We start from the raw sequence: 25,485 nt of genomic DNA, 5'->3' as shown, positions 1-25,485 counted from the left end.
GACCGCGTGGACCGTGTCGAGATCGAACGGCGGATCGGCGCCCGCAGCTTCGCGCGGCTTCTCGGCGACTGGCGACCGCCCGGAGGCCGGGGCCTGGCCGGCGCGTTGGCGGACCGGATCCGCCTTCTGGTGCTGGACGGGCGCCTTCCGATGCGCACGCGGGTGCCCGCAGAGCGGGAGCTGGCCGCCGCCCTCGACGTCAGCCGCACCACCGTCGCCACCGCGTACGACACGCTTCGCGAGTCCGGCGTCCTGCACAGCCGGCGTGGCGCCGGAAGCTGGACCCAACTCCCGATCGACCACTACGAGAGCGGCACCCCCGCGACCTTCTCCCCGCGCAGCGACGGCGGGTTCTACGACCTCGCGCACGCGGCGTTGCCGGCTCCGTCCGAGCAGGTGCGTGCGGCGGCAGCGGGCGCCGTGCACGACCTCGACGCCCATCTCGGCGGCCACGGCTACGACCTGCCGGGCATTCCTGTGCTCCGTGCGGCGATCGCCGAGCGCTTCACCACCCGCGGCCTGCCCACGTCCCCGGACCAGGTGCTGGTCACCGGCGGCGGTCAGAACGCGATCGCGATCGCGCTGAGCGCGCTGGTGAGCCCGGGCGACCGGGTGCTCGTCGAACACCCCACCTACCCCAACGCGCTGGTCGCGGTCGCAAGCCGCGGGGCACGCGCGGTCCCGGTTCCGATGACGCCGGAGATCGACGGGGCCGCCGGGTGGGATCTCGACCTGCTCACGTCCGCGGTACGGGACGCCGCGCCGCGCCTCGCCTACCTCATCCCGGACTTCCAGAACCCCACCGGCGCCCTGCTCGACTCGGCCAGCCGGGAGCGGCTCGTCGAGCTCGCCCGGCGCACCAGCACCCCGCTGATCGTGGACGAGACGCTCGCCGAGCTCGCTCTCGACGCGCCGCGCGTACCCCCGGTCGCCGCGCACGGTGCCGCCGACTCTCCGCTCGTGCTCACGATCGGGTCGGCGAGCAAGGTCCTCTGGGGCGGGCTGCGCGTCGGCTGGATCCGCTCGTCAGCCGCGATGATCCGCAGGCTCGCCGCCGCGCGGGCGCCGATCGACCTGGGCAGCCCGGCGTTGGAACAGCTCGTGGTCGCCCGCCTGCTGCCCGACCTCGACAGCGTGCGGGCGGCACGGCGCACCGAGCTGACAGCTGCCCGCGACCACCTGCTCGGACGACTGGCGCTGGCGTTCCCCGGCTGGACGCCGTCGCGACCGGGCGGTGGGGTCAGCCTGTGGGTCGACCTGGCCGAGCCCGTGTCGAGCCGCCTGACGACGGCCGCGCGCCGTCACGACGTGCTGCTCGCGGCCGGCCCGCAGTTCGGCGTCGACGGCGCTTTCGAGCGGCGGATCCGGCTGCCCTACGCGCTGCGCCGGGACCGGATGGACGCCGCGCTGGAGCGGCTCGCGCTGGCCTGGGCCGAGCTCGACCACGCCGCGCCCGCCACCGACGCCGAGCCGGTCGCTGTGGCCTAATGCGGTGGCCATAAACGTCCACCGGGTCCTCGCGGGCCAGAACGACGCCTCGCCGCGTTGCCCCCGCACCCAAGTACGCCCGGTACGAGGGTGCGGGGGCGCCTTGCGAGGCGCCGTTCTGATCCCGCGATCACCCCGGCAACGTTCGTGGCCACCGCGCCGCAACCGGATCAACCAGTCAGCCGACAGTAGAGTTCGGCTCGTCGAGCAACGGAGGTGTCGGGTGGGTCGGAGCGGACCGCTGGCCGGACTGAAGGTCGTGGAGCTCGCGGGCATCGGTCCAGGACCGCACGCCGCCATGGTCCTGAGCGACCTCGGCGCTGACGTCGTCCGCGTCGACCGGCCCTCCGGAGGCCTGCAGCTCGGCTCGCCCGACGCACCCGACCCGACTCTGCGCGGCCGTCGCCGGATGGCCGCGGACCTGAAGGACCCGGCCGGACGCGAGGCTGTACTGCGGCTCGTCGAGCACGCCGACGTGTTGATGGAGGGCTACCGGCCGGGCGTCGCGGAGCGGCTCGGCGTCGGCCCTGCCGACTGCCATGCCCGCAACCCGCGCCTCGTCTACGGGCGGATGACCGGGTGGGGCCAGGACGGGCCGATGTCCGACCGCGCCGGCCATGACATCAACTACATCTCGCTGACGGGCGCGCTGCACGCGATCGGCCGCGCCGGGGAACGCCCCGTCCCGCCGCTGAACCTCGTCGGCGACTTCGGCGGCGGGTCGATGCTGCTGGTCATCGGTGTGCTCGCCGCGCTGTGGGAGGCGCAGCGTTCCGGCGAGGGCCAGGTCGTCGACGCGGCGATGGTGGACGGGTCGTCACTGCTGGTGCAGATGGTGTGGGGCTTCCTCGCGCAGAAGATCTGGACCGACGAGCGCGGGGTCAACCTCCTCGACGGGCACGCCCCGTTCTACGACACGTACACGTGCGCCGATGGCGGCCACGTGGCCGTCGGGGCCATCGAGCCGCAGTTCTACGCGGCCCTGCTCGCGGGGCTCGGCCTCGCCGACGCCGGCCTCCCCCACCAGCTCGACCGCGACCGCTGGCCCGCGGTGAAGGCGCGATTCGCGGAGGTCTTCGCCTCCCGCACGCGGGACGAGTGGACCGAGGTCTTCGCCGGCACCGACGCCTGTGTCACCCCCGTGCTGGCGTTCGGTGAGGTGGCGGACCACCCGCACATCGCCGCACGCTCGACGATCGTGGAGCGCGACGGCGTGGCGCAGGCGGCCCCCGCACCCCGCTTCTCGAGAACGAGCACGGCGGTGCCAGGCGCCCCGACACCGCCGGAGCCAGTGGAGAGCATCCTCACCGACTGGTCGTGATCCCCGCGAATGACGAGACCCCCGGTGCCCTTCGCACCGGGGGTCTCGTCATCGGGATCGCTCAGGCGCTGGGGGCTTCGTCCACCAGCAGGTTGCGCGTGCGGTTCGGGTCGACCGGGATGCCCGGGCCCGTGGTCGTGGAGACCGTGACCTTCTTGATGTAGCGGCCCTTCGCGGCCGACGGCTTGGCCCGCAGGATCTCGTCGAGCGCCGCGCCGTAGTTCTCCACCAGCTTCTCGGTGTCGAACGACGCCTTGCCGATGACGAGGTGCAGGTTGGCCTGCTTGTCGACCCGGAAGTTGATCTTGCCGCCCTTGATGTCCTGGATCGCCTTGGTGACGTCCGGGGTGACGGTGCCGGTCTTCGGGTTCGGCATCAGACCGCGCGGGCCCAGGATGCGGGCGATGCGGCCGACCTTGGCCATCTGGTCCGGCGTGGCGATCGCCGCGTCGAACTCCAGCCAGCCGCCCTGGATGCGCTCGATGAGGTCCTCGGCGCCGACGACGTCGGCGCCTGCGGCCTCGGCCTCGGCGGCCTTGTCACCGGTGGCGAACACGATGACGCGCGCCGTCTTGCCGGTGCCGTGAGGCAGGTTCACGGTGCCGCGGACCATCTGGTCGGCCTTGCGGGGGTCGACGCCGAGCCGCATCGCGACCTCGACGGTGGCGTCCATCTTGGCGCTGGACGTCTGCTTCGCCAGGCCGGCCGCCTCGAGCGGGCTGTAGAGCCGCTCCGAGTCGATCAGCTCGGCGGACTTGCGATAGACCTTGCTGCGCTGTGCCATGACTGTTCCTCTGTGCTCTGAGGTTCGTGGTACGAGCCACGCCTGGCTCTCCCACGCTTACATCCCGCTGAACGCCTCAGCCGGAAACGGTGATTCCCATCGACCGCGCGGTGCCGGCGATGATCTTCGCCGCCTGGTCGATGTCGGTGGCGTTGAGGTCCTGCATCTTGGTCTGCGCGATCTGCCGCACCTGGTCCATGGTCACCGTGGCAACCTTCTTCACGTGCGGCTCGCCGCTGCCCTTCTCCACGCCGGCGGCCTTGAGCAGCAGCCGAGCGGCGGGCGGGGTCTTGAGCTCGAAGGTGAACGAGCGGTCCTCGAACACCGAGATCTCGACCGGGACGATGTCGCCACGCTGAGACTCCGTGGCGGCGTTGTAGGCCTTGCAGAACTCCATGATGTTGACACCGTGCTGACCGAGCGCGGGGCCGACCGGCGGAGCGGGCGTGGCCGCACCCGCCTTGATCTGGAGCTTGATGATCGCGGAGAGTTTCCGCTTCTTGGGGGGCATCTCGTTTTCCCTGTTTGTCGGTGGTGCGCGCCGCGGGCCTGCCTGCCGCGCGGCGGTGGTCAAATCTTCGAGACCTGGCTGAACGCCAGCTCGACCGGGGTCTCGCGGCCGAAGATCGACACGAGGACCTTGAGCTTCTGCGCGTCCAGGTTGACCTCGTTGATCGTGGCCGGCAGCGTGGCGAACGGGCCGTCCATGACGGTGACAGACTCGCCGACCTCGAAGTCGACCTCGACGGCCGGCTTGCCGGCACCCGCGGCGACATCGCTCTTGCCGGTGCTGGCGGCCTGCTTGGGCTCGACCTTCGGCAGCAGGAACTTGATGACGTCGTCGTGCGACAGCGGCGACGGCCGCGACGTGGCCCCGACGAAGCCGGTGACGCCGGGCGTGTTGCGCACGGCGCCCCACGACTGGTCGTTGAGCTCCATGCGCACCAGGATGTAGCCGGGCAGCACCTTGCGCTGCACCTGCTTGCGCTGGCCGTTCTTGATCTCGGTGACCTCTTCGGTGGGCACCTCGACCTGGAAGATGTAGTCCTCGACGTCGAGCGTCTGCACCCGCGTCTCGAGGTTGGTCTTCACCTTGTTCTCGTACCCGGCGTAGGAGTGCACGACGTACCAGTCGCCGGGCGCGCGCCGGAGCGCGGCCCGCATCTCCTCCACCGGGTCGGCCTCGGCGTCCTCAACCGCGGCGGGCTCGGCGACAGCGTCGTCGGGACCCTCCGGAGCCTCCGCATCCTCGGGCTTGTCGGCGACGTCATCGTCCTCGTCGGAAACTCCGGTGTCGGCCGCCGTGTCGTCGGCGTCGTCGGCCGCGAGCTCGGAGGGCGTCGACGACTCGTCGATGCCATCGTCGGTCACGGCATCGCGCTGGTCGACCTCGCGCTCGGTCACGTGCCTCTCGCTTCCTTCGTCCATGTCGTGCGTAGTGCCGGTCAGGTGCCGAACAGGAAAAGCACACCCTGCGCGAACACGAAGTCCAGCAGCCAGACCAGCGCGACCATGAACGACACGAAGACCAGCACCACGATCGTGTACGTGACCAGCTGGTTGCGGGTGGGCCAGATGACCTTCCGCAGCTCAGCGACCACCTCGCGCAGGAACCGCGCCAGTCGGCCGAACAGGGACACCTTGGCGGGCCGGCCGTCGCGGACCGCGGTGGCCCGGCCCTTGCCGTCGCCGGAGGGAGCCGGACCGGAACGCCGACCCCTGCGGTCGGCGGCGGAACTCGGGCGCTCCCGCCCGGTACCGCCCTCGCGCTCCTCAGTCACGCCCGCATCCTCCAGCTGCCCGCGGTCGCTGCCGCACGCTCGTTTTCCGGTACTCCGATCCAGCACATCCTGCAGTGGCAGGGGTGACAGGACTTGAACCTGCAACCTGCGGTTTTGGAGACCGCTGCTCTGCCAGTTGAGCTACACCCCTAGACCAACTTCGCCCCGGGCCTGCCGCTCGGGTGCGAAGGAGTGCGCCATGCGTGCGACGCACCCAGCAGAGCGAGTGTACGGCACCCCGCATATGCGGTTGAAATCGCACACCCCGCGCCCGACCCGGCAGCTCCTCGCCCCGCTCCGGTGCGGGAGTATCCAGTCATGGCCCCGACCACCACACCGACCGCACGCGCCCGTGTCTCCGCCAGGATCGGCGGGATCGCCGAGTCCGCCACGCTCGCCGTCGACGCCAAGGCGAAGGCGCTCAAGGCGGCAGGCCGCCCAGTCATCGGCTTCGGCGCGGGTGAGCCGGACTTCCCGACCCCGCCCGCCGTGGTCGCGGCCGCCGAGGCCGCCTGCTCCGAACCGCGCAACCACCGCTACACGCCCGCCGCGGGCCTCCCGGAGCTGCGCGAGGCGATCGCCGCGAAGACGCTGCGCGACTCCGGGTTCGAGATCGCCCCGTCGCAGGTGTTGGTCACCAACGGCGGCAAGCAGGCCGTCTACCAGGCGTTCGCCACGCTGCTCGACCCGGGCGACGAGGTGCTCCTGCCCGCGCCGTACTGGACGACCTACCCCGAGGCGATCACGCTCGCCAGCGGTGTGCCCGTAGTCGTCACGTGCGGCCCGGAGGCGGACTTCCTGCCCACGGTCGAGCAGCTCGACGCCGCCCGCACCGACCGCACCAAGGTGCTGCTCTGGTGCTCCCCGTCCAACCCGACGGGTGCAGTGGCGTCCCGCGAGCTCACCGAGGCCGTCGGGCGCTGGGCCGTCGAGCACGGCATCTGGGTCGTCACCGACGAGATCTACGAGCACCTCGTCTACGACGGCGCCGAGGCGGTCTCGATGCCGGTGGCTGTGCCCGAGCTGGCCGACACCTGCGTGGTGCTGAACGGCGTGGCCAAGACCTACGCGATGACGGGTTGGCGCGTCGGCTGGCTGGCCGGGCCCGCCGACGTCGTCAAGGCGGCCACGAACCTCCAGTCGCACCTGTCCTCCAACGTCGCGAACGTGTCGCAGCGGGCCGCGCTCGCGGCCGTCTCCGGCCCGCTTGACGCGGTGGCGGAGATGCGTACCGCGTTCGACCGGCGCCGGCGCACGATCGTTGAGCTCCTGCGGGCCATCCCGGGGGTCGAGTGCCCGACCCCGCGCGGCGCCTTCTACGCCTACGCCTCGGTGCAGGACCTGCTCGGCAAGGAGCTGCGCGGCAGCCGCCCGCGGACGAGCGTGGAACTGGCCGCAGCGGTGTTGGAGCACGCCGAGGTCGCCGTGGTGCCGGGGGAGGCGTTCGGCACGCCGGGCTTCTTCCGGCTCTCCTACGCGCTGGGGGACGACGACCTGCGCACCGGCGTGGAGCGGATGGGAGCGCTGCTCAGCGAGGCCGTCTAACGATCCTGGGCGGGTCGCAGGCGAGGCTCAGGCCGCGGCCTGGCCCGGCGGCGGGAAGCCGTCCATCTCGTCGACCTCGGCGGGGCGGTTCCCGACGCCGAACCCGGTGTCGTGCCACCAGCGGTGCCAGCAGGACCGGCACTGGACGAACAGCCTCCTGCCCTCCGCGGCCAGCAGGTAGCGCCAATGGGTCTCGCAGCTGCGACCCTCGTCGCAGGCGGTGCAGGCCATGTGGTCGGCGCAGCGGGGACATTCCGTCCAGGTACGCCTGCCGTTGTCGGCTGCGGCGTCACGCATCGAGGACCCCCGCGTCCACCAGCATGCGCAACACTGCCTGTTGCTCGGCGTCGAGGCCGCTGTAGAGCATGCGGTGCGCCTCGACCTCGGCTGCCAGCACGGCACCGGGATCGAGGTCCGGTGTCGCGGCGAGCACGGCCGAGAGCCGACGCTGTTCGTGGGCACTCAGATCGAAAACGTGCGAGGACGTGGTCGCCGGGTGACGCGCGTCGGGATCGTCAGGACGCACCCGTTCGAGCTCGGCAAGCCGGTCGTCGTTCATGAAGTCCACCGACCTACGGATACTCTCCGCCGGCGCCCGCACCCCAAGGGAACGGGACGATCCTCACGGGTGTGGGGTCGGTCACGCCAAGGTTGGCAGGTCCTCGTCGACCGCAACCTCGGCGACGGCCCGGCCCAGCACGGTCTTCCCGTCGAAAGTGGCCGTGATCGACACCTTGGCGATGTGGCGGCCGTCCTCGGACGCGGTGAGGCCCGAGACCTTGCCGGTGACCTCGACCAGCGCGCCCTCGTCGTCGTCCGGGACGACGACGGGCCGGGTGAAGCGCACGCCGTAGCTACGCACCGCGGCCGGGCCGCCCGCCCAGTCCGTGACGATCCGCCCGGCGAGGGCCATCGTGAGCATCCCGTGCGCGATGACACCGGGCAGGCCGACGCCGGTGGCGACGCGGTCGCTCCAGTGGATGGGGTTGAAGTCGCCGGACGCGCCCGCGTAGCGCACCAGGTCGGCGCGCGTGACGCGCAGCTGAAGAGGCGGGAGCTGGTCGCCGACCGCGGTCATGACGCCGCCTCCGCGGGAAGGAGCCCGTCGGCGGTCATGACGCCGCCTCCGCCTGCGTGACGAGCATGGCTTTGGTGGTGGCCACCGGCGCCCCGGCGGCGTCGACGACCTCGCAGCGCAGGGTGAGCATGTGGCTGCCGGCCCGCGTCGTCAGGTCCTCGACGTGGACCGTGGTGACCAGCTCGTCACCGCCGTGGATCGGACGGTGCAGGACGATCGACTGATCGCCGTGGACCATGCGCGAGTAGTCCCAGCCGAAGGCGGGGTCGAGCAGGAACGCTTCGATCACCGGCATGGTGAACGTCACTGTGAAGGTGGGCGGAGCGATCACGTCCGGGTGGCCCGCGGCGCGCGCGGCGTCGATGTCCAGACACACGGAATCGCCCTCGCCGATGGCGAGGGCGAACTCCCGGATCTTCTCCCGGCTGACCTGGTACGGGGCCGTCGGCGGCAGCGCCTTCCCGACGTACGAGGCGTCGGGCACGGCTCAGCGCGTCTCGCGGTGCTCGCGGTGAGTGCCGCAGTTCGGGCAGAACTTCTTGATCGCGAGCCGGTCGGGGTCGTTCCGCCGGTTCTTCTTGGTGATGTAGTTGCGATGCTTGCACTGCTCGCACGCCAACGTGATCTTCGGCCGGACGTCGGTGGCCTTCGCCATCGCGGGTGCCTCCTGCTTGCTGTGTATCTGCTGTCTGGTAGCGGTGGCCGGACTTGAACCGGCGACACAGCGATTATGAGCCGCTTGCTCTACCGACTGAGCTACACCGCTTCGCGCAACTGGCCGGGCCAGCTCGCCGAGCCCCTTTACGGAATCGAACCGTAGACCTTCTCCTTACCATGGAGACGCTCTGCCGACTGAGCTAAAGGGGCGCACACCGAGCGGTCGGTCACTCCCGCGCGGCCGCTGACGATGCTACACAACGCCAGCGCCGGGCCGGAAAACGGGTACTGGTCGTGCGGCTCACCAGCTCGACTTGCGCACGCCCGGCAGGTAGCTCTCGTGCGCGAGCTGCCGCATGCGCACCCGGGAGACGCCGAAGGCCCGCAGGTAGCCGCGCGGCCTGCCGTCCACACCGTCGCGGTTGCGCACGCGGGTAGCGCTCGCGTCACGCGGCTGACGGGACAGCTCCCGCTGCGCAGCCGCGCGGTCGGCTTCCGAACTGGCGGGGCGGGCGATGATCGCCTTCAGCTCCGCCCGCCGGGCCGCGCACCGGGCGACCACGACCTTCCGCTGCTCGTTTCGCGCGATCTTCCCCTTGGTCGCCATCAGACCTTCCCTCCCCGGGCGCGGATTCGCGCCACGGCCGCGTCGATCCCGATGCGGTCGACCGTGCGGATCGCGTCGGTCGACAGCCGCAGCCGCACGTGGCGGCCCTCGGCGGCGAGCCAGTAGCGCTTCGTCTGGATGTTCGGATCGAATCGCCTGCTCGTGCGCCGGTGCGAGTGCGACACGTTCTTCCCGAAGCCGGGCTCCCGCCCGGTGAGCTGACACCTCCTGGACACCGCCGTCACCCCCGCCCGGCGCGCGGGTAGGGCAGCGGGCGTTGCGGATCGCCACGGCGACCTGCCGCTGCTGCTGCGGGGTCAGGCCCGTCACCCTGCGGGCGCGGATCTTGCCGCGGTCGGAGATGAACGTGCGCAGCAATAGAGCCGGGGATGGACGCCGCCGGAGCTTTCGGAGGCGGCGGGGCGGGTAAGGACTGTCCTTCCAGTCGACCTCGGTGATCCGCTTCGCGTGCAGCGGGTTGGCCTTGCGCCTCGGGGGGCGCTGCCTCTTCCCGTCGACGGGCACGTCAGCGCTCCTCGCGGAACTCGACGTGCCGGCGGACCGCCGGGTCGTACTTGCGCAGCACCATGCGATCCGGGTCGTTGCGCCGGTTCCTGCGCGTGACGTACGTGGTTCCGGTGCCTGCCGTCGAGCGCAGCTTCACGATCGGCCGGACCTCGTTGCGGGCCATGCCCACCCCTTCTCGTTAACGATATCTATTTTCATCTACGGTAACACCGGGACGCCGCCACAAATGCCCGACCCGGAGGAGGACGCCGTGACCCGACCAGAGCTGCTGGTGCTGACCGGCATGCACGTACCCGGCGTGGAGGGCGTGATCAGCCGCATCCGCGCCCTCGACCCGGACACCGCCGTGCGGCACCACGACCTGCGGGACATCGCGTCCGGCCGGGTGCACCGCAGGCTGCGCCGCGGCCGGTTCGACGAGACGACGGTGCTGGAGCTCGAACACGGCTTCCTGTCCTGCACCCTGCGGGAGGACCTCCTCCCGCAGCTGCTCGAGCTGGCAGGCCCCGGCGGGCCGCGCCGGGTCGTCCTCCACCTCGACCCGGCGCTCGAACCGGAACAGGTCTGCTGGTCGCTGCTGCACGTGCTCGTGGACGGCGCGCCGGTCACCGAGGTCGTCGACCTCCGCGAGATCGAGGGCGCGCTGTTGGGCGCTCTGCTCACCGACGCCGAGGTGGCGGCGGGCGAGGACGCCTGGCGGGAGCTGCCCGACCCGTTCGGCTGGTGGCACACCGACCCCTGCGAGACCCCCGCTGACCTGCTCAGCGGCCCTGCCGACACCGAGAAAGAGGAGCACTGATGGCCGTACCCAGGCCGGGCCACGCCGCACGTCCCGGTCCCACACCCGCAGCCGGCGGGCACAGTGGAAGGCCTTACCGCCGGACCTGGTGCCGATCACGATCGCCGGACGGCGCCACCTCGTGCCCCGCCGTCTGGTGCGGGCCTACCAGCGCGGGCTCCTCACCCCCGAGTAAGGGGGCTGAGGCGGCCTTACCCCGCAGTGCCTCCCACGAGGGCTCAGGATGACGTGATCGACCGATGTCCGGAGGTGGGCCTCAGGCCGAACCTGGAGCCATGTTCACCGACTTCTCGCTGCTCACCGCCCAGTCCGAACTCCACCGGAAGGAACTGCTCGCCGAGGCCGACAACTACCGGCTGGCCCGGCTGGCGTCCTCGCTCCGGCGGCGCAGGCCGGTGGCTACGCCGCCCACCGATCCGCCGGAGCCGCGCCGGCGCGCCGGTGGACCGGCAGCCGCCGCCGCTGACGCGGGTTCAGCCGACGGCAATCACGACGCAGAACGTCGTAGCGCCGTGTCACGATGACCGGCGTGGCGCGGCTGGGGGCGGGGATCGGGCTCGTGGGGCGCCGGCACGAGGTGTCGGCGCTCGCCGGTGCGCTCGATCGCGCCGCAGCCGGCCGCCCCACCGGCGTGCTCCTCTCGGGAGACGCCGGGGTGGGCAAGTCGCGCCTGGTCACCGAGGCCGTCGAGCGGGCGGTCGCCGCGGGGTTCACCGTGCTCGTCGGACGCTGCCTCGACACCGCCGAGTCGGCGCTGCCGTACCTGCCCTTCACCGAGATCGTCGGGGCGCTCGCCGCGACTCATGCCAAGCTGCTCGACGAGCACGAGGCCCTGCGCCACCTGCTCCCCGGAGGCTGGGCCCGTGGCGGCACCACCCGGGGTGAGGATCGCGACCTCGGCCAGCTCCGCGTGTTCGACGCCGTGCTGTCGGCACTCGACGACCTCACGGCGAGCGCCCCGGTGCTCCTGGTCGTCGAGGACCTGCACTGGGCCGACCGCTCCAGCCGCGACCTGCTGGTGTTCCTGCTGTCGCGCCTGTCCGGGCAGGGGCTGGTCGTGCTCGCCACCTATCGCACCGACGACCTGCACCGCCGCCACCCGCTGCGCCCGGTGCTGTCGGAGCTGGTCCGGCTGCCTGCCGTCGAGCGCATCGACCTCACCCCGCTCCCCGAGCACGAGGCGCTGGAGCTGGTGCGGCTGCTCGCCGACGGCAGCCTCCCGGCCGCGATGCTGCGCACGGTCGCCCGGCGCAGCGAGGGCAACGCGTTCTTCGCCGAGGAGCTGGTCTCCGCATCCTCCGACGGGCTGCCGCACGGGCTCGCCGAGGTGCTGCTGGCGCGCGTCGAGGGGCTCTCGCCGGCCACCCAGCGGATGCTGCGCATCGCGTCGGTGGCCGGCAGGCGGGTGCGCCACGACCGGCTGGCTGCGGTGTCCGGGCTGCCGGTCGACGAACTGGAGCACGCGCTGCGCGAGGCGGTCGCCCACCACGTGCTCGTCGCTGCGGCCGCCGAGCCCGGCGGGGTGCCCGGCGACGACGCCTACGCCTTCCGCCACGCGCTGCTGCGCGAGGCCGTCTACCACGAGCTGCTGCCCGGCGAGCGGAGCCGGCTGCACGCTGCGTACGCCGCGCTGCTCGCCCTCCCCGGAGGCAGCGGCCCGCGCGGCGCCGCCGAGCCGGGGCGCGCCGCCGAGCTGGCCCACCACGCGATGGCCTGCCACGATCTCCCGCTCGCGCTCGCGGCGTCGGTGCAGGCGGCCAACGAGGCCAACGAGCGCGAGGCTCCGGCCGAGATCCTGCTGCACACCGAGCGGGCCATCGACCTGTGGCCCGCCGTGCCCGACGCCGAGGCCGTCGCGGGGGTCGATGAGGGCACGCTCACCCGCTGGGCCGCGTGGGGAGCGAGCGCCACGGGCGATCCGGACCGCGGCATCGCGCTCGGGCGCCGCGCCCTCGAGCTGGCCGAGGAGCGCGGCGACCCGCGGCTGACCTCGGCCATCGGCCGCCGCTACGCCCTGCGGCTGCTCGACCTCGCGGGCCACGAGCAGGAGGCCCTCACGGTGGCGCGGCGCGCGCTGGAGCTGGTGGTCGGCCTCCCGCCGTCGGACGAGCTCGCGTGGGCCCACGCCGTGCTGGCCCGCGTGCTGGGCCGGCTCGACCACTTCGCCGAGTCGGTGGCCGAGGCGGAGGCGGCGCTCGCTGTGGCGCGGCGTGTCTCGGCGGAGCAGAACGTCAGGGTCGAGGGCGCCACCGCCGACGCGCTCGTCACGCTGGCCGTCTGCGCCGAGTACGACGGCGACCCGGAACGCGCCCGCCAGCTGCTCGCCGAGGCGAAGCCGCTGGCCCGGGACTCGGCCAACCTGACGGTCGAGCTGCGCGCCTACTACGCGGTGGGCATCTCCCTGCTCGGCGAGGGGCGCCTCGCGGAGGCGGGCGACGAGTTCGCGGCGGGCGAAGAGCGGGCCGCGGCCACCGGCACCACGTGGAGCGGCTACGGGCTGGAGCTGCGTGTCGCCCACGTGATCGCGCGCTACATGCGCGGGGAGTGGGACGCCGCGGAGGCCGCCGCCGAGATCGCGGGCGAGTCGGTCTCGGCCACGGTCGCCACCCGGCTCGCGGCGGCGGGGCTCCTCACCTCCGTGGGGCGCGGGCGGTTCGCGGCCACCGAACGGCGCCTGGCGGAGCTGCGGGACTCCACGCCCGTCGACGAGCAGGTGATCATGCTGATGGGTCAGGCGGGGGCCGAGGCCGCCATGTGGCAGGGCCGCCCCGAGGAGGCGGCGCAGCGCGTACGGCACGCGCTCGACGGGCTCAACACCGGCCCGTACACCGACCTGAACCCGCATCTCGGCCGGATAATGCTGGGCGCGCTGGGCACCGCTGCCTATGGCGACATGGCGGCGGCCGGGCTCCAGCCGGTGGCGGAGGCGGTGACCGCCGCCAGGGAAATGGTGCGCGCGGCGGAGGAGGCGGCCGAGCGGGGCCTGCCCCGCGCCGGCGCCCTCGGGCCCGAGGGACGCGCCTGGCTCTGCCGCGCGCGGGCGGAGCTCACCCGGGTGGCGGGCACGCCCGACCCTGCGGCCTGGAGCGAGGTGGTCGCGGCCTTCGCCTACGAGAGGCAGGACCGCGCGCCCGGCGGCACGGCCCTTCCCAGCTACCAGCAGGCCTACGCGATGCTGCGCCGGGCCGAGGCCGCGCTCACGAGCGGAGCCGCCCACGCGCAGGTCGCGGAGGATCTCCGCGCCGCGCTGGGCACCGCCGCGTGGCTGCGCGCCGAGCCCCTGGCCGGCGCCGTTCGCGAACTGGCCGCGCGGGCCGGGGTGCGGCTTGAGGCGGCCCCACCGCCGCCGGTGCCCGCCGGGCCGGACCCACTCACCCCCCGCGAGCGCTCGGTGCTCGGGCTCGTGGCGAGCGGCCGCACCAACCGCCAGATCGGGGCGGAGCTGTTCATCAGCGAGAAGACGGTGAGTGTGCACCTGTCCCGGGTGATGGCGAAGCTCGGCGCGAGCAGCCGCACCGAAGCCGTCACCGTCGCATACGAGCGCGGCCTGCTGGCCCCGGCGAACCGGGAGATGGTGCGCTCGGACCCTTGAGCCCTACCTCTCGGTAACTATGGTGGATCACGTAGTGATCCGGTCCACTCACCAACGAGGAGGCTCGGCGATGGCGCCGACGCGTACCGAGGGCAACACCGAGCACACCGGCGCCGGGCACGCAAGCACCGGGAACAGCACTGCGTGGGCCGGGCGGCCGGACGTGTCCGACACGGACGGGTTCTGGACGGCGCCGATCGAGGAGCGGGCCGCCGGGTTCGCCGCCCTGCGGGAGCGGGAGCCGGTCGCGTTCTTCCCCGAGCCGGAGAGCCCGTTCCCGCGCGGCGCCGGCTTCTACGCCCTGACCAGGCTCGACGACCTCGCAGAGGCCAGCCGCACGCCCTCGGTGTTCACCTCCGGCCGCGGTGCCACCGGAATCGCGGACATGCCGCAGGAGTTCCTTGAGTTCTACGGCTCGATGATCAACACCGACGACCCGCGGCACGCAAGGCTGCGCCGGATCGTCTCCCGCGGGTTCACCCCCCGGCGGCTCGCGGGACTCGTCGAGGACGTGGAGCGCACGGCTCGCGGCATCGTCGACGACGTGATCGACGCGGGCGAGTGCGACGCGGTGCCTGCGATCTCCGCGCGGCTGCCACTCAAGATCGTCTGCGACATGATGGGCGTCCCGGCGAGCCAGTACGCGTTCGTGCTGGACCGCAGCAACATCATCCTCGGGGCGCAGGACCCGGAGTACGTCCCGGACTCGGGCAACGTCGTGATGGCGCTGCTGCAGGCGGGCAACGACCTTGCCGAGCTGATGCGCGACCTCGGCAGGCAGCGGACCGAGAACCCCACCGACGACGTCACGTCCGCTCTTGTCAACGCCGAGATCGACGGCGAGCGACTCACCCCCGACGAGCTGGCGAGCTTCTTCATCCTGCTCGTCGTGGCGGGCAACGAGACCACGCGCAACGCGATCAGCTGGGGCATCCACCTGCTCAGCGAGCACCCCGAGCAGCGGGCCGCGTGGCTCGCCGACATCGAGGGCGTGACGCCGACGGCGGTGGAGGAGATCGTCCGCTTGGCGTCACCGGTGATCTTCATGCGGCGCACGCTCGCTGCCGACGCCGTGCTGGGCGGGCAGCCGATGATGACGGGCGACAAGGTGGCCCTGTTCTACTGGGCGGCCAACCGGGACCCCGCCCATTTCCACGACCCGGACGACTTCGACGTGCTGCGGTCCCCGAACCCGCACGTCGGATTCGGCGGCGCCGGGCCGCACTTCTGTCTCGGCGCCCACCTGGCGCGCCGCGAGATGGCCGTGATGTTCCGCGAGCTGCTCAGGCGGGTGCCGGACATCCACACCACGGCACCTCCGCAGCGACTCAAGTCGATGTTCATCAACGGGATCAAGCACCTGCCGGTGGCGTTCACTGCCGGGGGTGCGTGATGACCGCCGGGCAGGGGGTGCGGCAGTCCCTCGGCTACCCGCAGGTGCCGGTCGGGGCGGTGCTCGCGGGGTCGGCCCGCCGCTTCGGAGACCGGACCGCGGTGCACTTCGCCGGCCGCGACCTGACGTTCGCCGAGCTGCACGCCCGCGCCTCGGCGTTCGCCAACGCGCTCGGCGCCGCCGGGATCGGGCGCGGCGACGTCGTGGCGATCCACCTGCCGAACTGCCCGCAGTACGCGGTCGCCTACTACGGAATCCTGCTGGCCGGGGCCACGTTCTCCCCCGCCAACCCGTTGCTCCCGCCCGCCGACCTCGCCGCCCAGCTCGCCGACTGCGGCGCCGTCGCCGCCGTGACCTGGGGGCCGGCCGCTCCGGCGCTCGCCGCCGCCCGCGACCGCACCGCGATCCGTCTCGTGCTCGTCACAGACAGGGACCAGGCGCTCGACCCGTCCCGTGAGGCCGCGCTCGACGGGGTCCCCGGCGGCGAGGACTTCGAGGCGTTCCACGCCGATGCGCCGACGACACCGCCGAGCGTCGAGATCGACATCCACAGCGACCTCGCGCACCTCGCCTACACCGGCGGCACGACCGGCCGGTCGAAGGGCGTGCGGCTGCCGCATCGCAACGTCGTGGTCAACACGCTGCAGTCCGCGTGCTGGAGCACGGGCTCGGTGCCCGCGCTCGACGAGCACGGCGGGCTGGTACTCGACCAGGTCGCGTCCGCCGACGAGTACCCGGTGCGACTGGGCACCGGTTCGGGCATCAACATAACGCCCTGGTTCCACGCGATGGGCACGATCGGCGGGCTCAATGTGCCCATGCTGACCGGCGGCACGACGATCCTGCACGAGCGGTTCGACCCTGCCGCCTACCTCGCCGACGCCGAGCGATTCCGCGTGACGACGATGGGCGGGGCGCCGGCGCTCTTCGGCGCGCTGCTCCAGCACCCGGATCTCACCCGCCGCGACCTCTCGTCCGTACGCGGCGTCTCCTCCGGCGCCGCACCCATGCCCGTCGAGATGATCGAGGGCCTGCGCCGCCGCTTCGGGGCGGACGTCGTGGTCGCCGAGGGCTACGGGCTCACCGAGGTGACGATGGTGGCCACGATGGGGCCACAGGGGCGGGCGGGCGTGCGCAAGGTCGGCACGGTCGGGCGTCCGGTGTTCGACACGGAGATCCGGATCGTCGACCCGGCGGGGACCGACCTCTCGCCGCTCCCGCCGGGCGAGCGCGGTGAGGTGTGCATCCGGGGGCCGCAGGTGATGCTCGGCTACAAGGACCAGCCGGAGGAGACCGCTGCCGCGCTCGTGAACGGCTGGCTGCGTACCGGCGACGTCGGAGTGCTGGACGACGACGGCTATCTCAGCATCGTCGACCGCAAGAAGGACATGCTGATCTACAAGGGCTACAACGTCTTCCCGCGCGAGCTGGAGGAGCTGCTGTTCGCCCGGCCGGGGGTGGTCGGTGCGGCGGTCGTGGGCCGGCCCGACCCGATGGTCGGGGAGCTGCCGGTCGCCTTCGTGGTGGCGCCAAGGCTCGACGACGCGGGAGCGGAGACGCTGATGGCCGCGGTGAACGAGCAGGTGGTGCCGTACAAGCACCTGCGGGAGCTGCACCTGGTGGACGCGATCCCGGTGTCGGCGGCGGGCAAGGTACTCAAGCGGGAGCTCCGCGAGCGGTTGCGCTGACCGGGTGGTCCGGGGGCGGCCGGTTGCCGGATCGTTAACAGCCGGATCATCGGCCACGATTCCAGAACCGTGCGGACTCCGATGCCGAGCGACCTCCCTGCCTCCGAGGCGCCCTCGGGCGGGGCGCCGCGGAGGCAACGAGGTCGCGCTGCCCTCGGCGTGGCCGTGCTGGTCGGGGTGGGGAGCGTTGTCACGCTCGCGGCCCTGCTCGTGCTGGCCGCTACGGCAGCGAGCCTCGCCGACGGTGTGCCCGCCGGCGGCGCCCCGACCGTGACGGTGACCTACGAGCGCTGAGCCCGAGGGCTCAGCGCCGGCGGATCAGCGGCAGATCAGGCGGCGGCCTCGCTCTGCGCGATGGGCGCCTTGAGCACGTGGTCGACCAGCCGCATCACGAGCTGCTCGCCGCCGAGCCGGTACCCGAACTCCTCCCACGTGAGCAGCTCACGGGAGAGCAGCTCGCCGACAGGGCCGGGGTACAGGCGCGTCACGCGGAACGCGGCTGCGCGTAGCCGCATCTTCTCGTGATGGTCCATTGGAACGGGGGTCATTCCGACTCACCTCCGCGGTGCGTTGCGGTTCGGGTGGTGCGCCCTCAGCGCTGAGTCGCCCGTGCACCGTCCATCGTGAACTACCCCGATGTTCACCCTGCGGTATCGAACCCGAAAGTGATTGACATCTCGTTTAGGCGAACCTGGGGTGCATGATCCGTGACCCAGCGCTGTGATCAGGTGGTCCTCCGCACGTAGCGTGCTCGTCATGGTGACCCCGGATGCCTCCACCCTGCGCACGCGCGACGTGCTCTGGTCCGACGTCGAGGACGTCTACGCCGCGATCCTCGCCCACCCGTTCGTCTCCGGGCTGACCGACGGCACGCTGCCACGCGCGTCGTTCCGGCACTACATCGTTCAGGACGCCCACTACCTCCGCGGATACGCCAAGGCCCTCGCCGTCTGCGCGGCGAAGGCCCCGGACGAAGACGACACGGTGATGTTCGCCCAGCACGCCGCCGGGGCGATCGCTGCTGAACGGGACCTGCACGCGGCGCTGATGGGCGAGATGGGCTCCTCGCCGGAGGAGGCCGCGGTGGAGCCGGTGGCCCCGACGACGCAGGCCTACGTCTCGTACATGATGGCGTCCGCGCTCGGCGGGTCCTACGCGGAAGCCGTCGGCGCGGTGCTGCCGTGCTACTGGATCTACGCCAAGGTCGGGGAGGAGCTGCTTGCCCGCAGCTCCCCCGACCCGCTGTACGCCCGCTGGATCGCGATGTACGGCAGCGACGACTTCCAGTCGGTGGTCGACGCGGTGCTGGCCGTCACCGACAAGATCGGGGCCGGGCTCTCGGAGGGCGAGCGCACGGCGATGCGCAAACACTTCCGCACGACGTCGAAATACGAGTGGATGTTCTGGGACGCCGGCTATCGCCAGGAGACCTGGCCGATCTGAGGCGTTCGTCCCGACGCCACACGGGCGATTCACGGTCGCGCCAGCCCGGTGCCGTACGCATAGCGCACGGCATCTGCGCGGGTCTGAACGCCGATCTTGGCGAACAGGTTGTTGATGTGCGTCTTGACGGTAGCCGGGGCGATCACCAGCGACTCGGCGATGTCCGCGTTCGACGCCCCGCGCGCGATCAGCATGAGCACCTCGGCCTCACGGGCGGTGAGCCCGGCGGGTGGCTCCGCCACGGCTGTGGTCGTTGTGGTGCCGACCAGGGCTTCGGCGAGCCGCCGGGCGACGCCCGGGCCGAACGCCGACTGGCCGGTGGCCGCGGCCCGGATCGCGGCCACGATCTCGGCGCGGCCCGCGTCCTTCGTGAGGAAGCCTCGCGCCCCGGCCGCGAGCGCATCGGCGAGCGAGCGGTCGTCGTCGTAGGTGGTGAGCACCAAGACGGCCACGGCCGGATGCTCCTGGGTGATCACCCGCGTAGCCGCGGCGCCGTCGAGCACGGGCATGCGCAGGTCCATCAGCACGACGTCGCACGCCGTGGTCGCGAGCAGCTCCACCGCCTGCGCGCCGTCGCCGGCGTCCCCGGCCACGTCGATCTCACGCGCGAGCCCGAGCAGTGCCATGAGCCCCTCCCGCACGACGAGCTGGTCGTCCACGACAACCACGCGCACCTGTTCGGTCACGGCACCGCCACCTCGGCGGTGACCCGCCAGCCCGGCCCGTCCGGCCCGGCGTGCAGCCGTCCGCCGGCGAGCTCCAGGCGTTCACGCATCCCCGTGAGGCCGTGGCCCGGCTCGCCGCCGGCCGAGGGCGGGCGGGTCGATGCACCGTTGGCGACCGTGAGCCGCAGCAACTGCGGCCCGAACTCAACAACCAGCCGCACCGTGGCACCCGGCGCGTGCCGGGCGGCGTTCGTGAGCGCCTCCCGGGCGGCGCGCAGCAGCGCCACGGCCACGGGCGTCGGGACGTCCCGCGGCGCGCCCGCAGTCGTGACCTCGACCGCGGCGCCGTGGTCGAGCCGGAACCGCCAGCCCGGCCCGCACCGTCCTCGCCAAGGTCAACGTCAGGGTCAACGCCCGTCCCGGTCGCGATCCCGGTCGTTGCGGCTGTCCAGGTACTGCGCTGCGGCTCGGCCGGCCAGTCCGACCGCACCCCGGCGGTTGGCGGCACTCCTCCGCACGACCGGAGCCACGTACCGGCTGGCCTCGTCGAGCCGGCCCGCGCGGCGCAGCAGGACAACGGCCACGACGACCGCCGCAATCACCAGCAGCACGACCCCCGCGATCAGCGCGAAGCGCAGCAGCAGGAACGTGAGCAGCTCGTCCATCTCCATCGGTGCCTCCTCCTCGGTGTTCTTCCGACGAGGGCGACGCTAGGAACCGGGGCGGGTGGACCGGCACCACCCGCGGGTGGATCTCCGGGTGGAACTCGGAGTCAGCGTTGGTCGAGCCGGTCGGGGATGACCAGGTGCAGGACGAAGCCCACCACGGCCACGACGATCGCGCCGACGAACGCCGCTCCGAAGCCGGCGACCACGAACGGCAGGCCGAGCGCCTGCGCAGCGGCGCCGACGAGCAGGAACAGCAGCGCGTTGACCACGAGCCCGATGAGCCCGAGCGTGAGGACGTAGAACGGGCAGCCGACCACCTTGATCAGCGGCTTCAGCACCGCGTTGACGACGCCGAAGATGATGGCCACCAGAACCAGCGTGACCCACCGATTGGACGTCGTACCGGCCGTGACGCCGATCCCCGGGACGATGAGCGTCGCCACCCAGAGGCTGACGGCGATAACCGCCACGCGAATCGTGAGCGCGAGAGCGTTCGACATCGGAATCACTCCACCAGTGCCTGATTGACCAGCGTACGGAGCTGGGGGCGGATGGGATGGGTGCTCGAGGGCATGAGCTGCGTGAAGAACATGGCTGTGACCTCGGCGGCGGGATCGACGTAGAACGCCGTGCTGGCGAGCCCGCCCCAGGCGTACTCGCCCTCGTGGGTGAGCGCCTTGCCCTCGGCGGCGTCGACCACGACGGAGAAGCCGAGGCCGAAGCCGACGCCACGGTAGGGCGACTCGGCGAACAGCGGCCTGCCGTAGGCGTGCAGGTCGGCGCCGCCCGGCAGGTGGTTGCGCGTCATGTAGGCGACGGTGTGCGGGCCGAGCAGCCGCGCACCGTCGAGCTCGCCGCCGCGGGCCAACATCTGGGCGAAGCGGTGGTAGTCGCCCGCCGTGGAGACGAGGCCCCCGCCGCCGGACAGGAAGGCGGGCTCCCGCGTGACCGCTTCGCCCATCACCGTGTTGCGCACCAGCCCGCCCGCCGGGTTGGGCACGTACAGCGCGGCGAGCCGCTCGACGTCGTCGGGCGACACGGAGAATGCGGTGTCGGTCATGCCGAGCGGGCCGAAGACGTGCTCCGAGAAGAACCCGTCGAGCGGCTGCCCGGACGCCACCTCGACCACACGCCCGAGCACGTCGGTGGCCACCGAGTAGTTCCACTCGGCGCCGGGCTGGAACAGCAACGGGATCCCGGCCCACACCTCGCAGGCCGCGGCGAGGTCCATCCCGCGCGGCGCGCCGAACTCGAAGCCCTTCGCCCGGTACATCTCGTCGACCGCGTGCGCGTGGTGCCAGCCGTAGGTGAGCCCCGCGGTGTGGGTGAGCAGGTGCCAGACGCGTACGGGCTCGGTGGCGGGGACTGTGCCCGGGTTGGCCGCCGAGCCACCCGCGTACACGCGGGCGTCGGCGAAGGCGGGGATGTAGCGCGAGACGGGGTCGTTCAGCTGCAACGCCCCCTGCTCGACCAGCATCAACGCGGCCACGGACGTGATCGGCTTGGTCATCGAGTAGATACGCCAGAGCGTGTTGTCAGCAACCGCTCGCTGCGCCTCGACGTCGGCGAGTCCGTGGTGAGTCAGGTGCGCCACGCGGCCGCGGCGAGCGACGACGATGGTCCAACCGGCGAGGCGCCCGTCGTCGACGTAGCGCCGGAAGTGCGTGTCCACACGCTGTAGCCGGGACCCGTCGATCCCCACCTCGTCCGGATCCACCTCAACCTTCAGCACCGCCATGAGTAGGACAGTACCGCCGGGTGATCTCCCGAGCGGTGGCTCGTGCGTCAGGCGGGCAGACGGCCGGGCGGTCCGACGCCGCGGGCCGCCTCGTTGACGACGAGGACCCAGTCACGGCCCGTGTCGCCTTCGCCCGTATCGGCGGGCCGAACGTTGATGCGACATATTGCATGGTCGATCGACCCGCCTCGGCCGGGTCGGCGAAACCGCACTTCCGGGCGAGCCCGTGGCAGGCTTCCGACGTGGAGCACCGGCTGAGCGCCCTGATCGTCCCCGTTCCCGAGGCCGAACCGCTGGTGGGAAGGCTGCGCGCGGAGCTCGACACCGCTGCGGCGCTCGGCGTGCCCGCCCACGTCACGGTGATGTTCCCGTTCGTCCCGCCCGCGGACGTCGACGACAAGGTGCTCGCCGTCGTCCAGGATGTCGTCGCGGCCGTGCCGGCGTTCGAGGCGCGATTCCCCCGGGTGGAGTGGTTCGACGAGGACGTGGTGTGGCTGGCCCCGGAGCCCGCGGCGCCCTTCGTCGCGCTCGCGGAGGGGATCCGCGCGCGGTTCGGGCTCGAACCGTACGAGGGCGCGCACGGCTTGAAGGTCATACCGCACCTGACCGTCGGGCACAGGGCGCCGCTGCCGCGCATGCGGACCGCGGCCGCCGAACTGGAGCCGGGCCTGCCGCTACGTGCGCACGTGGGCTCGGTTCGCCTGATGGCCGGGTCGGATGTCGCGGGGTCGTGGACGACAGTGGCGGAGTTCTCGCTGCCCTGATGACCGTTGCCGGGAGATGATCGGGTGGTGAGGCCGCGATCCCAGCTCGCCGGCCCGTCCGTGCTGCGGGGCGACGACGAGGTCCTGCGCGCGCTGCTGCGCCGACGCGATGCAGGCACGCGCGCGGACGGCAACCGGATCGCGCTGGCCGTGAGCGGCGGTGGGATGCGGGGCGCGTACGCGGGCGGGATGGTGCACGCGCTCCAGGAGACCGGCCTCGGCGACTTGTTCGACGCGGTCTACGGCAGTTCGGCGGGCGCGTACGTCGGCGCCGGGCTGCTGGTCGGGAGCGGTCGGGGCTCGGCGCACATCTTCTTCGAGGACATGGCGTGCCGCGCCTTCATCGACCCGCGCCGGTTCCCGCGCCGCCCGCTGGTGTCGCTCGACCACCTGCTCGACGACGTCCTCGTGCACTCGAAGCCGCTGGAATGGGACCGGCTGCGCGACTCACCCGTCCCGCTGCGCGTGGTGGCGACCGCCGCCGACGACCTGCAACCCCACGTCCTCGAACCCACCACGTCCGCCGAGTGGAAGCTCGCGCTCCGGGCCACCGCGTCGATCCCGCTCCTCGCCGGTCCCCCCGTCGAGCTGCACGGGCGGCACTGGATCGACGGGTCGGTCACCGAGCCCCTGCCGGTGCTGCGCGCGCTGAGCGAGGGCGCGACCCACGTGCTCGCGCTCTTCACGCGGGCCGCCTCGGAGCTGCGGCGGGGTGCGGGCAGCGGCCCGGCCCCGTGGGCACGTGCGCTCGACCGGATCGCGCCGGGGCTCGGGATGATGGCGCAGGAAGCTCACCGGCACGCCCCGGTGCTCGCGATCCTCGACGACGCCGCCCACCCCTCCCGCGCGGACGCGCACCTGCTGGCGATCGTGCCCGAGCAGGACGTGGGGGTGCGCGGCCTGACGACCGACGTGCCGCGCGTGCGGCGGGCGGCCCGGGAGGGCTACGGCGCGGTCACTGCAGCGCTGCGCCGGGTGCGTGCCGAGCCCTGATCAACGCGCGCCGCGGTGCAGTGGGTAGGGCGCGCCCGCGCATTTGCAGGCTCTGCACACACATACGCACCGAGTGGCACCGTGAGATGGACATCAGCGCGAATCCGCCAACCAAAAGCAGCTCCGGTGTCCATCTCACGACCCGCCGGGAAGTGGGTGGACGCGCATATGTGCGCAGAGCCTGGGGACCGCCCGCGCACCTCCAGGCCGCCCGCAGGTGTCGGGGTCGGGTCGGCAGGGCCACCGTTCTTGACCACACCCGGCGTCGCCTCCAGGGTTGCCACATGGACGCCGATGTGATCGTGGTGGGCGCCGGGCTCGCGGGCCTTGTCGCCACGGCCGAGCTTGCCGACGCGGGCAAGAAGGTGCTGGTGCTCGACCAGGAGCCGGAGGCGAGCCTCGGGGGGCAAGCGTTCTGGTCGTTCGGCGGGCTGTTCCTCGTCGACTCCCCCGAGCAGCGGCGGATGGGCGTGCGGGACTCCGCCGACCTCGCCATGCAGGACTGGCTCGGCACCGCCGCCTTCGACCGCGGAGTCGACGACCCGGCGGGCGAGGACTTCTGGGCCCGCCAGTGGGCCACCGCCTACGTCGACTTCGCTGCCGGCGAGAAGCGCGCGTGGCTGCACGCGCAGGGCGTGCGCTGGTTCCCGGTGGTCGGCTGGGCCGAGCGCGGCGGCCACCTCGCCGACGGCCACGGCAACTCGGTGCCGCGCTTCCACGTCACGTGGGGCACGGGCCCCGGCGTCGTCGCGCCGTTCGCGCGACGCGTCCGCGCCGCGGTGGCGAAGGGCCTGGTGGAGCTGCGGTTCCGGCACCGGGTCGACGAGCTCAGTGTCACCGACGGTGTGGTCGACGGCGTCCGCGGCGCCGTGCTCGAGCCGAGCACCGCCGCGCGCGGCACGGCCAGCTCACGCACTGAGGTCGGGGCGTTCGACCTGCACGCGCAGGCCGTGCTCGTCACCTCCGGCGGCATCGGTGCGAACCACGACCTCATCCGCGCGAACTGGCCCGCCCGCCTCGGTCCGGCACCGCAGCACATGATCTCGGGCGTCCCCGAACACGTCGACGGCCGGATGCTCGGGATCGCCGGGGACGCCGGTGGCCGGATCGTCAACCGGGACCGCATGTGGCACTACACGGAGGGCATCCGCAACTGGGACCCGATCTGGGCGCAGCACGGCATCCGGATCCTGGCCGGGCCGTCATCGTTGTGGTTCGACGCGCGGGGGCGCCGGTTCCAGGCGCCGAACTTCCCCGGCTTCGACACGCTCGGCACGCTCCAGGCGATCCTCGCGAGCGGATACGACCACTCCTGGTTCGTGCTCACGCAGAAGATCATCGAGAAGGAGTTCGCTCTTTCCGGCTCCGAGCAGAACCCCGACCTCACCGGCAAGGACGTCCGGAAAGTGTTTGCCCGCGTCCGGCCGGGCGCGCCACCGCCGGTGGAGGCGTTCAAGGAGAACGGCCCGGACTTCGTCGTGGCCGACACGCTCCCCGACCTCGTCGCCGGCATGAACAAGCTGACCGACGAGCCGCTGCTCGACCTCGCCGACCTGCACCGCCAGATCGTGGCGCGCGACCGCGAGATCGACAATCCGTTCTCGAAGGACCCGCAGGTCACGGCGATCCACGGGGCTCGGCGCTACCGCGGCGACCGGCTCGTGCGCGTGGCGTCGCCGCACAAGATCCTCGACCCCGCAAGCGGCCCGCTGATCGCCGTGCGGCTCAACATCCTCACCCGCAAGACGCTCGGCGGGCTGCAGACCGACCTGTCCGGCCGGGTGCTGCGCGCCGACGGCACCCCGTTCCCCGGCCTGTACGCGGCGGGTGAGGTGGCCGGGTTCGGGGGCGGCGGTGTGCACGGCTACCGCTCGCTGGAGGGCACGTTCCTCGGCGGCTGCATCTTCTCCGGACGGCAGGCTGGGCGGGCCGCAGCAGTGGCGGTCTCCTGAA

31 protein-coding genes, 3 tRNA genes and 1 pseudogene are annotated in these 25,485 nt (G+C 72.4%); 13 read left to right on the top strand and 22 right to left on the bottom strand.

From position 1 onward, the window contains the following. Positions 1-6: 6 nt before the first annotated feature. Both yczR and ABD143_RS30435 read left to right on the top strand, forming a co-directional pair. Positions 7-1,488: a MocR-like transcription factor YczR gene (gene yczR, locus ABD143_RS30440; protein WP_343984887.1), complete on the top strand. Its 1,482-nt coding sequence runs from the start codon at positions 7-9 to the stop codon at positions 1,486-1,488. Positions 1,489-1,711: 223 nt separating this feature from the next. Beyond that, positions 1,712-2,809 (top strand): CaiB/BaiF CoA transferase family protein, encoded by a 1,098-nt coding sequence (locus ABD143_RS30435; RefSeq protein ID WP_343984886.1) that lies wholly within the window; start codon positions 1,712-1,714, stop codon positions 2,807-2,809. Positions 2,810-2,870: 61 nt separating this feature from the next. Here the strand turns inward: ABD143_RS30435 and rplA are convergent, their stop codons facing one another. From rplA to ABD143_RS30410, 5 genes are all read right to left on the bottom strand, one after another. Continuing rightward, a complete protein-coding gene (gene rplA, locus ABD143_RS30430) occupies positions 2,871-3,593 on the bottom strand; it encodes a 50S ribosomal protein L1 (RefSeq protein ID WP_343984885.1) in 723 nt (240 codons plus the stop codon). Positions 3,594-3,669: 76 nt separating this feature from the next. Then, positions 3,670-4,104, bottom strand: coding sequence for a 50S ribosomal protein L11 (gene rplK, locus ABD143_RS30425; RefSeq protein ID WP_343985021.1), 435 nt, complete (start codon positions 4,102-4,104; stop codon positions 3,670-3,672). A 59-nt stretch (positions 4,105-4,163) separates the two neighbouring features. After that, the gene (gene nusG, locus ABD143_RS30420; protein ID WP_379659648.1) at positions 4,164-5,021 is read right to left on the bottom strand and encodes a transcription termination/antitermination protein NusG; all 858 of its coding nucleotides are present in this window, start codon (positions 5,019-5,021) and stop codon (positions 4,164-4,166) included. Positions 5,022-5,038: 17 nt separating this feature from the next. Beyond that, positions 5,039-5,374, bottom strand: a complete 336-nt coding sequence (secE, locus tag ABD143_RS30415; RefSeq protein ID WP_343984884.1) for a preprotein translocase subunit SecE — start codon at positions 5,372-5,374, stop codon at positions 5,039-5,041. Positions 5,375-5,449: 75 nt separating this feature from the next. Then, positions 5,450-5,525: transfer RNA gene (locus ABD143_RS30410), tRNA-Trp, on the bottom strand. A gap of 167 nt (positions 5,526-5,692) precedes the next feature. Here ABD143_RS30410 and ABD143_RS30405 point away from each other — a divergent pair. Further along, complete coding sequence (locus tag ABD143_RS30405) at positions 5,693-6,919, top strand: pyridoxal phosphate-dependent aminotransferase (protein ID WP_343984883.1); 1,227 nt, start codon at positions 5,693-5,695, stop codon at positions 6,917-6,919. A gap of 27 nt (positions 6,920-6,946) precedes the next feature. Here the strand turns inward: ABD143_RS30405 and ABD143_RS30400 are convergent, their stop codons facing one another. From ABD143_RS30400 to rpmG (ABD143_RS30350), 11 genes and pseudogenes are all read right to left on the bottom strand, one after another. Further along, entirely contained in the window at positions 6,947-7,216 is a 270-nt protein-coding gene (locus tag ABD143_RS30400) for a hypothetical protein (RefSeq protein ID WP_343984882.1), read from the bottom strand. Then, on the bottom strand, positions 7,209-7,478 hold the full coding sequence (locus ABD143_RS30395; protein ID WP_343984881.1) for a DUF6400 family protein: 270 nt from the start codon (positions 7,476-7,478) through the stop codon (positions 7,209-7,211). Before ABD143_RS30395 ends, ABD143_RS30400 begins: the two co-directional genes overlap by 8 nt. Before the next feature lie 81 nt (positions 7,479-7,559). Continuing rightward, the gene (locus ABD143_RS30390) at positions 7,560-7,997 is read right to left on the bottom strand and encodes a MaoC/PaaZ C-terminal domain-containing protein (protein ID WP_343984880.1); all 438 of its coding nucleotides are present in this window, start codon (positions 7,995-7,997) and stop codon (positions 7,560-7,562) included. A gap of 34 nt (positions 7,998-8,031) precedes the next feature. Then, positions 8,032-8,481, bottom strand: coding sequence for an FAS1-like dehydratase domain-containing protein (locus ABD143_RS30385; RefSeq protein ID WP_343984879.1), 450 nt, complete (start codon positions 8,479-8,481; stop codon positions 8,032-8,034). A gap of 3 nt (positions 8,482-8,484) precedes the next feature. Continuing rightward, positions 8,485-8,652, bottom strand: coding sequence for a 50S ribosomal protein L33 (gene rpmG, locus ABD143_RS30380; RefSeq protein ID WP_094926598.1), 168 nt, complete (start codon positions 8,650-8,652; stop codon positions 8,485-8,487). Positions 8,653-8,687: 35 nt separating this feature from the next. Further along, positions 8,688-8,763: transfer RNA gene (locus ABD143_RS30375), tRNA-Met, on the bottom strand. 28 nt (positions 8,764-8,791) lie between these two features. Next, positions 8,792-8,864, bottom strand: a tRNA-Thr gene (locus ABD143_RS30370). A gap of 91 nt (positions 8,865-8,955) precedes the next feature. Next, the gene (gene rpsN, locus ABD143_RS30365; protein ID WP_343984878.1) at positions 8,956-9,261 is read right to left on the bottom strand and encodes a 30S ribosomal protein S14; all 306 of its coding nucleotides are present in this window, start codon (positions 9,259-9,261) and stop codon (positions 8,956-8,958) included. Continuing rightward, positions 9,261-9,497, bottom strand: a complete 237-nt coding sequence (rpmB, locus tag ABD143_RS30360) for a 50S ribosomal protein L28 (protein ID WP_343984877.1) — start codon at positions 9,495-9,497, stop codon at positions 9,261-9,263. The genes rpsN and rpmB overlap by 1 nt, the downstream gene beginning before the upstream one ends. A gap of 5 nt (positions 9,498-9,502) precedes the next feature. Further along, positions 9,503-9,786, bottom strand: a pseudogene (locus ABD143_RS30355) (30S ribosomal protein S18). A gap of 1 nt (position 9,787) precedes the next feature. Then, positions 9,788-9,952, bottom strand: coding sequence for a 50S ribosomal protein L33 (rpmG, locus tag ABD143_RS30350; RefSeq protein ID WP_343984876.1), 165 nt, complete (start codon positions 9,950-9,952; stop codon positions 9,788-9,790). 87 nt (positions 9,953-10,039) lie between these two features. Between rpmG (ABD143_RS30350) and ABD143_RS30345 the strand changes: the two genes are divergently transcribed. The 6 genes from ABD143_RS30345 (at position 10,040) to ABD143_RS30315 (ending at position 17,555) form a co-directional block, all read left to right on the top strand. Then, on the top strand, positions 10,040-10,588 hold the full coding sequence (locus tag ABD143_RS30345; protein ID WP_343984875.1) for a CobW family GTP-binding protein: 549 nt from the start codon (positions 10,040-10,042) through the stop codon (positions 10,586-10,588). Positions 10,589-10,863: 275 nt separating this feature from the next. Continuing rightward, complete coding sequence (locus tag ABD143_RS30335; RefSeq protein ID WP_343984874.1) at positions 10,864-11,112, top strand: hypothetical protein; 249 nt, start codon at positions 10,864-10,866, stop codon at positions 11,110-11,112. Next, on the top strand, positions 11,109-14,180 hold the full coding sequence (locus tag ABD143_RS30330; RefSeq protein WP_343984873.1) for a helix-turn-helix transcriptional regulator: 3,072 nt from the start codon (positions 11,109-11,111) through the stop codon (positions 14,178-14,180). Before ABD143_RS30335 ends, ABD143_RS30330 begins: the two co-directional genes overlap by 4 nt. 70 nt (positions 14,181-14,250) lie before the next feature. After that, complete coding sequence (locus ABD143_RS30325; protein ID WP_343984872.1) at positions 14,251-15,573, top strand: cytochrome P450; 1,323 nt, start codon at positions 14,251-14,253, stop codon at positions 15,571-15,573. Then, positions 15,573-17,261 carry a class I adenylate-forming enzyme family protein gene (locus ABD143_RS30320; protein ID WP_343984871.1) on the top strand — a complete coding sequence of 563 codons (1,689 nt, stop codon included), beginning with the start codon at positions 15,573-15,575 and terminating at the stop codon, positions 17,259-17,261. Before ABD143_RS30325 ends, ABD143_RS30320 begins: the two co-directional genes overlap by 1 nt. 81 nt (positions 17,262-17,342) lie before the next feature. Further along, the gene (locus ABD143_RS30315; RefSeq protein ID WP_343984870.1) at positions 17,343-17,555 is read left to right on the top strand and encodes a hypothetical protein; all 213 of its coding nucleotides are present in this window, start codon (positions 17,343-17,345) and stop codon (positions 17,553-17,555) included. Positions 17,556-17,590: 35 nt separating this feature from the next. Here ABD143_RS30315 and ABD143_RS30310 read toward each other — a convergent pair whose 3' ends face one another. Further along, positions 17,591-17,809, bottom strand: coding sequence for a hypothetical protein (locus ABD143_RS30310; protein ID WP_343984869.1), 219 nt, complete (start codon positions 17,807-17,809; stop codon positions 17,591-17,593). 208 nt (positions 17,810-18,017) lie between these two features. Between ABD143_RS30310 and tenA the strand changes: the two genes are divergently transcribed. Beyond that, the gene (gene tenA, locus ABD143_RS30305) at positions 18,018-18,704 is read left to right on the top strand and encodes a thiaminase II (protein ID WP_343984868.1); all 687 of its coding nucleotides are present in this window, start codon (positions 18,018-18,020) and stop codon (positions 18,702-18,704) included. A gap of 29 nt (positions 18,705-18,733) precedes the next feature. Here tenA and ABD143_RS30300 read toward each other — a convergent pair whose 3' ends face one another. From ABD143_RS30300 to ABD143_RS30280, 5 genes are all read right to left on the bottom strand, one after another. Beyond that, the gene (locus ABD143_RS30300; RefSeq protein ID WP_343984867.1) at positions 18,734-19,390 is read right to left on the bottom strand and encodes a response regulator; all 657 of its coding nucleotides are present in this window, start codon (positions 19,388-19,390) and stop codon (positions 18,734-18,736) included. Next, a complete protein-coding gene (locus ABD143_RS30295) occupies positions 19,387-19,656 on the bottom strand; it encodes an ATP-binding protein (protein ID WP_343984866.1) in 270 nt (89 codons plus the stop codon). Before ABD143_RS30295 ends, ABD143_RS30300 begins: the two co-directional genes overlap by 4 nt. Before the next feature lie 120 nt (positions 19,657-19,776). Continuing rightward, positions 19,777-20,040, bottom strand: coding sequence for a hypothetical protein (locus ABD143_RS30290; RefSeq protein ID WP_343984865.1), 264 nt, complete (start codon positions 20,038-20,040; stop codon positions 19,777-19,779). Between the two features lie 101 nt (positions 20,041-20,141). Then, positions 20,142-20,537, bottom strand: coding sequence for a phage holin family protein (locus ABD143_RS30285; RefSeq protein WP_343984864.1), 396 nt, complete (start codon positions 20,535-20,537; stop codon positions 20,142-20,144). 5 nt (positions 20,538-20,542) lie between these two features. Continuing rightward, positions 20,543-21,775 (bottom strand): serine hydrolase domain-containing protein, encoded by a 1,233-nt coding sequence (locus ABD143_RS30280; protein ID WP_343984863.1) that lies wholly within the window; start codon positions 21,773-21,775, stop codon positions 20,543-20,545. A 170-nt stretch (positions 21,776-21,945) separates the two neighbouring features. Here ABD143_RS30280 and ABD143_RS30275 point away from each other — a divergent pair, with 170 nt between their 5' ends. The 3 genes from ABD143_RS30275 to ABD143_RS30265 all read left to right on the top strand — a co-directional run bounded on the left by ABD143_RS30275 (position 21,946) and on the right by ABD143_RS30265 (position 25,484). Then, positions 21,946-22,539 (top strand): 2'-5' RNA ligase family protein, encoded by a 594-nt coding sequence (locus ABD143_RS30275; protein WP_343984862.1) that lies wholly within the window; start codon positions 21,946-21,948, stop codon positions 22,537-22,539. A 27-nt stretch (positions 22,540-22,566) separates the two neighbouring features. After that, a complete protein-coding gene (locus ABD143_RS30270) occupies positions 22,567-23,532 on the top strand; it encodes a patatin-like phospholipase family protein (protein WP_343984861.1) in 966 nt (321 codons plus the stop codon). Between the two features lie 284 nt (positions 23,533-23,816). Beyond that, complete coding sequence (locus ABD143_RS30265; RefSeq protein WP_343984860.1) at positions 23,817-25,484, top strand: FAD-binding dehydrogenase; 1,668 nt, start codon at positions 23,817-23,819, stop codon at positions 25,482-25,484. Position 25,485: the final 1 nt, after the last annotated feature.

Source organism: Pseudonocardia aurantiaca, from assembly GCF_039526725.1.
Lineage (GTDB): Bacteria > Actinomycetota > Actinomycetes > Mycobacteriales > Pseudonocardiaceae > Pseudonocardia > Pseudonocardia aurantiaca.
Note: the sequence above shows the minus strand (reverse complement) of the source record. Positions and strands in the feature narration are given on the sequence as shown.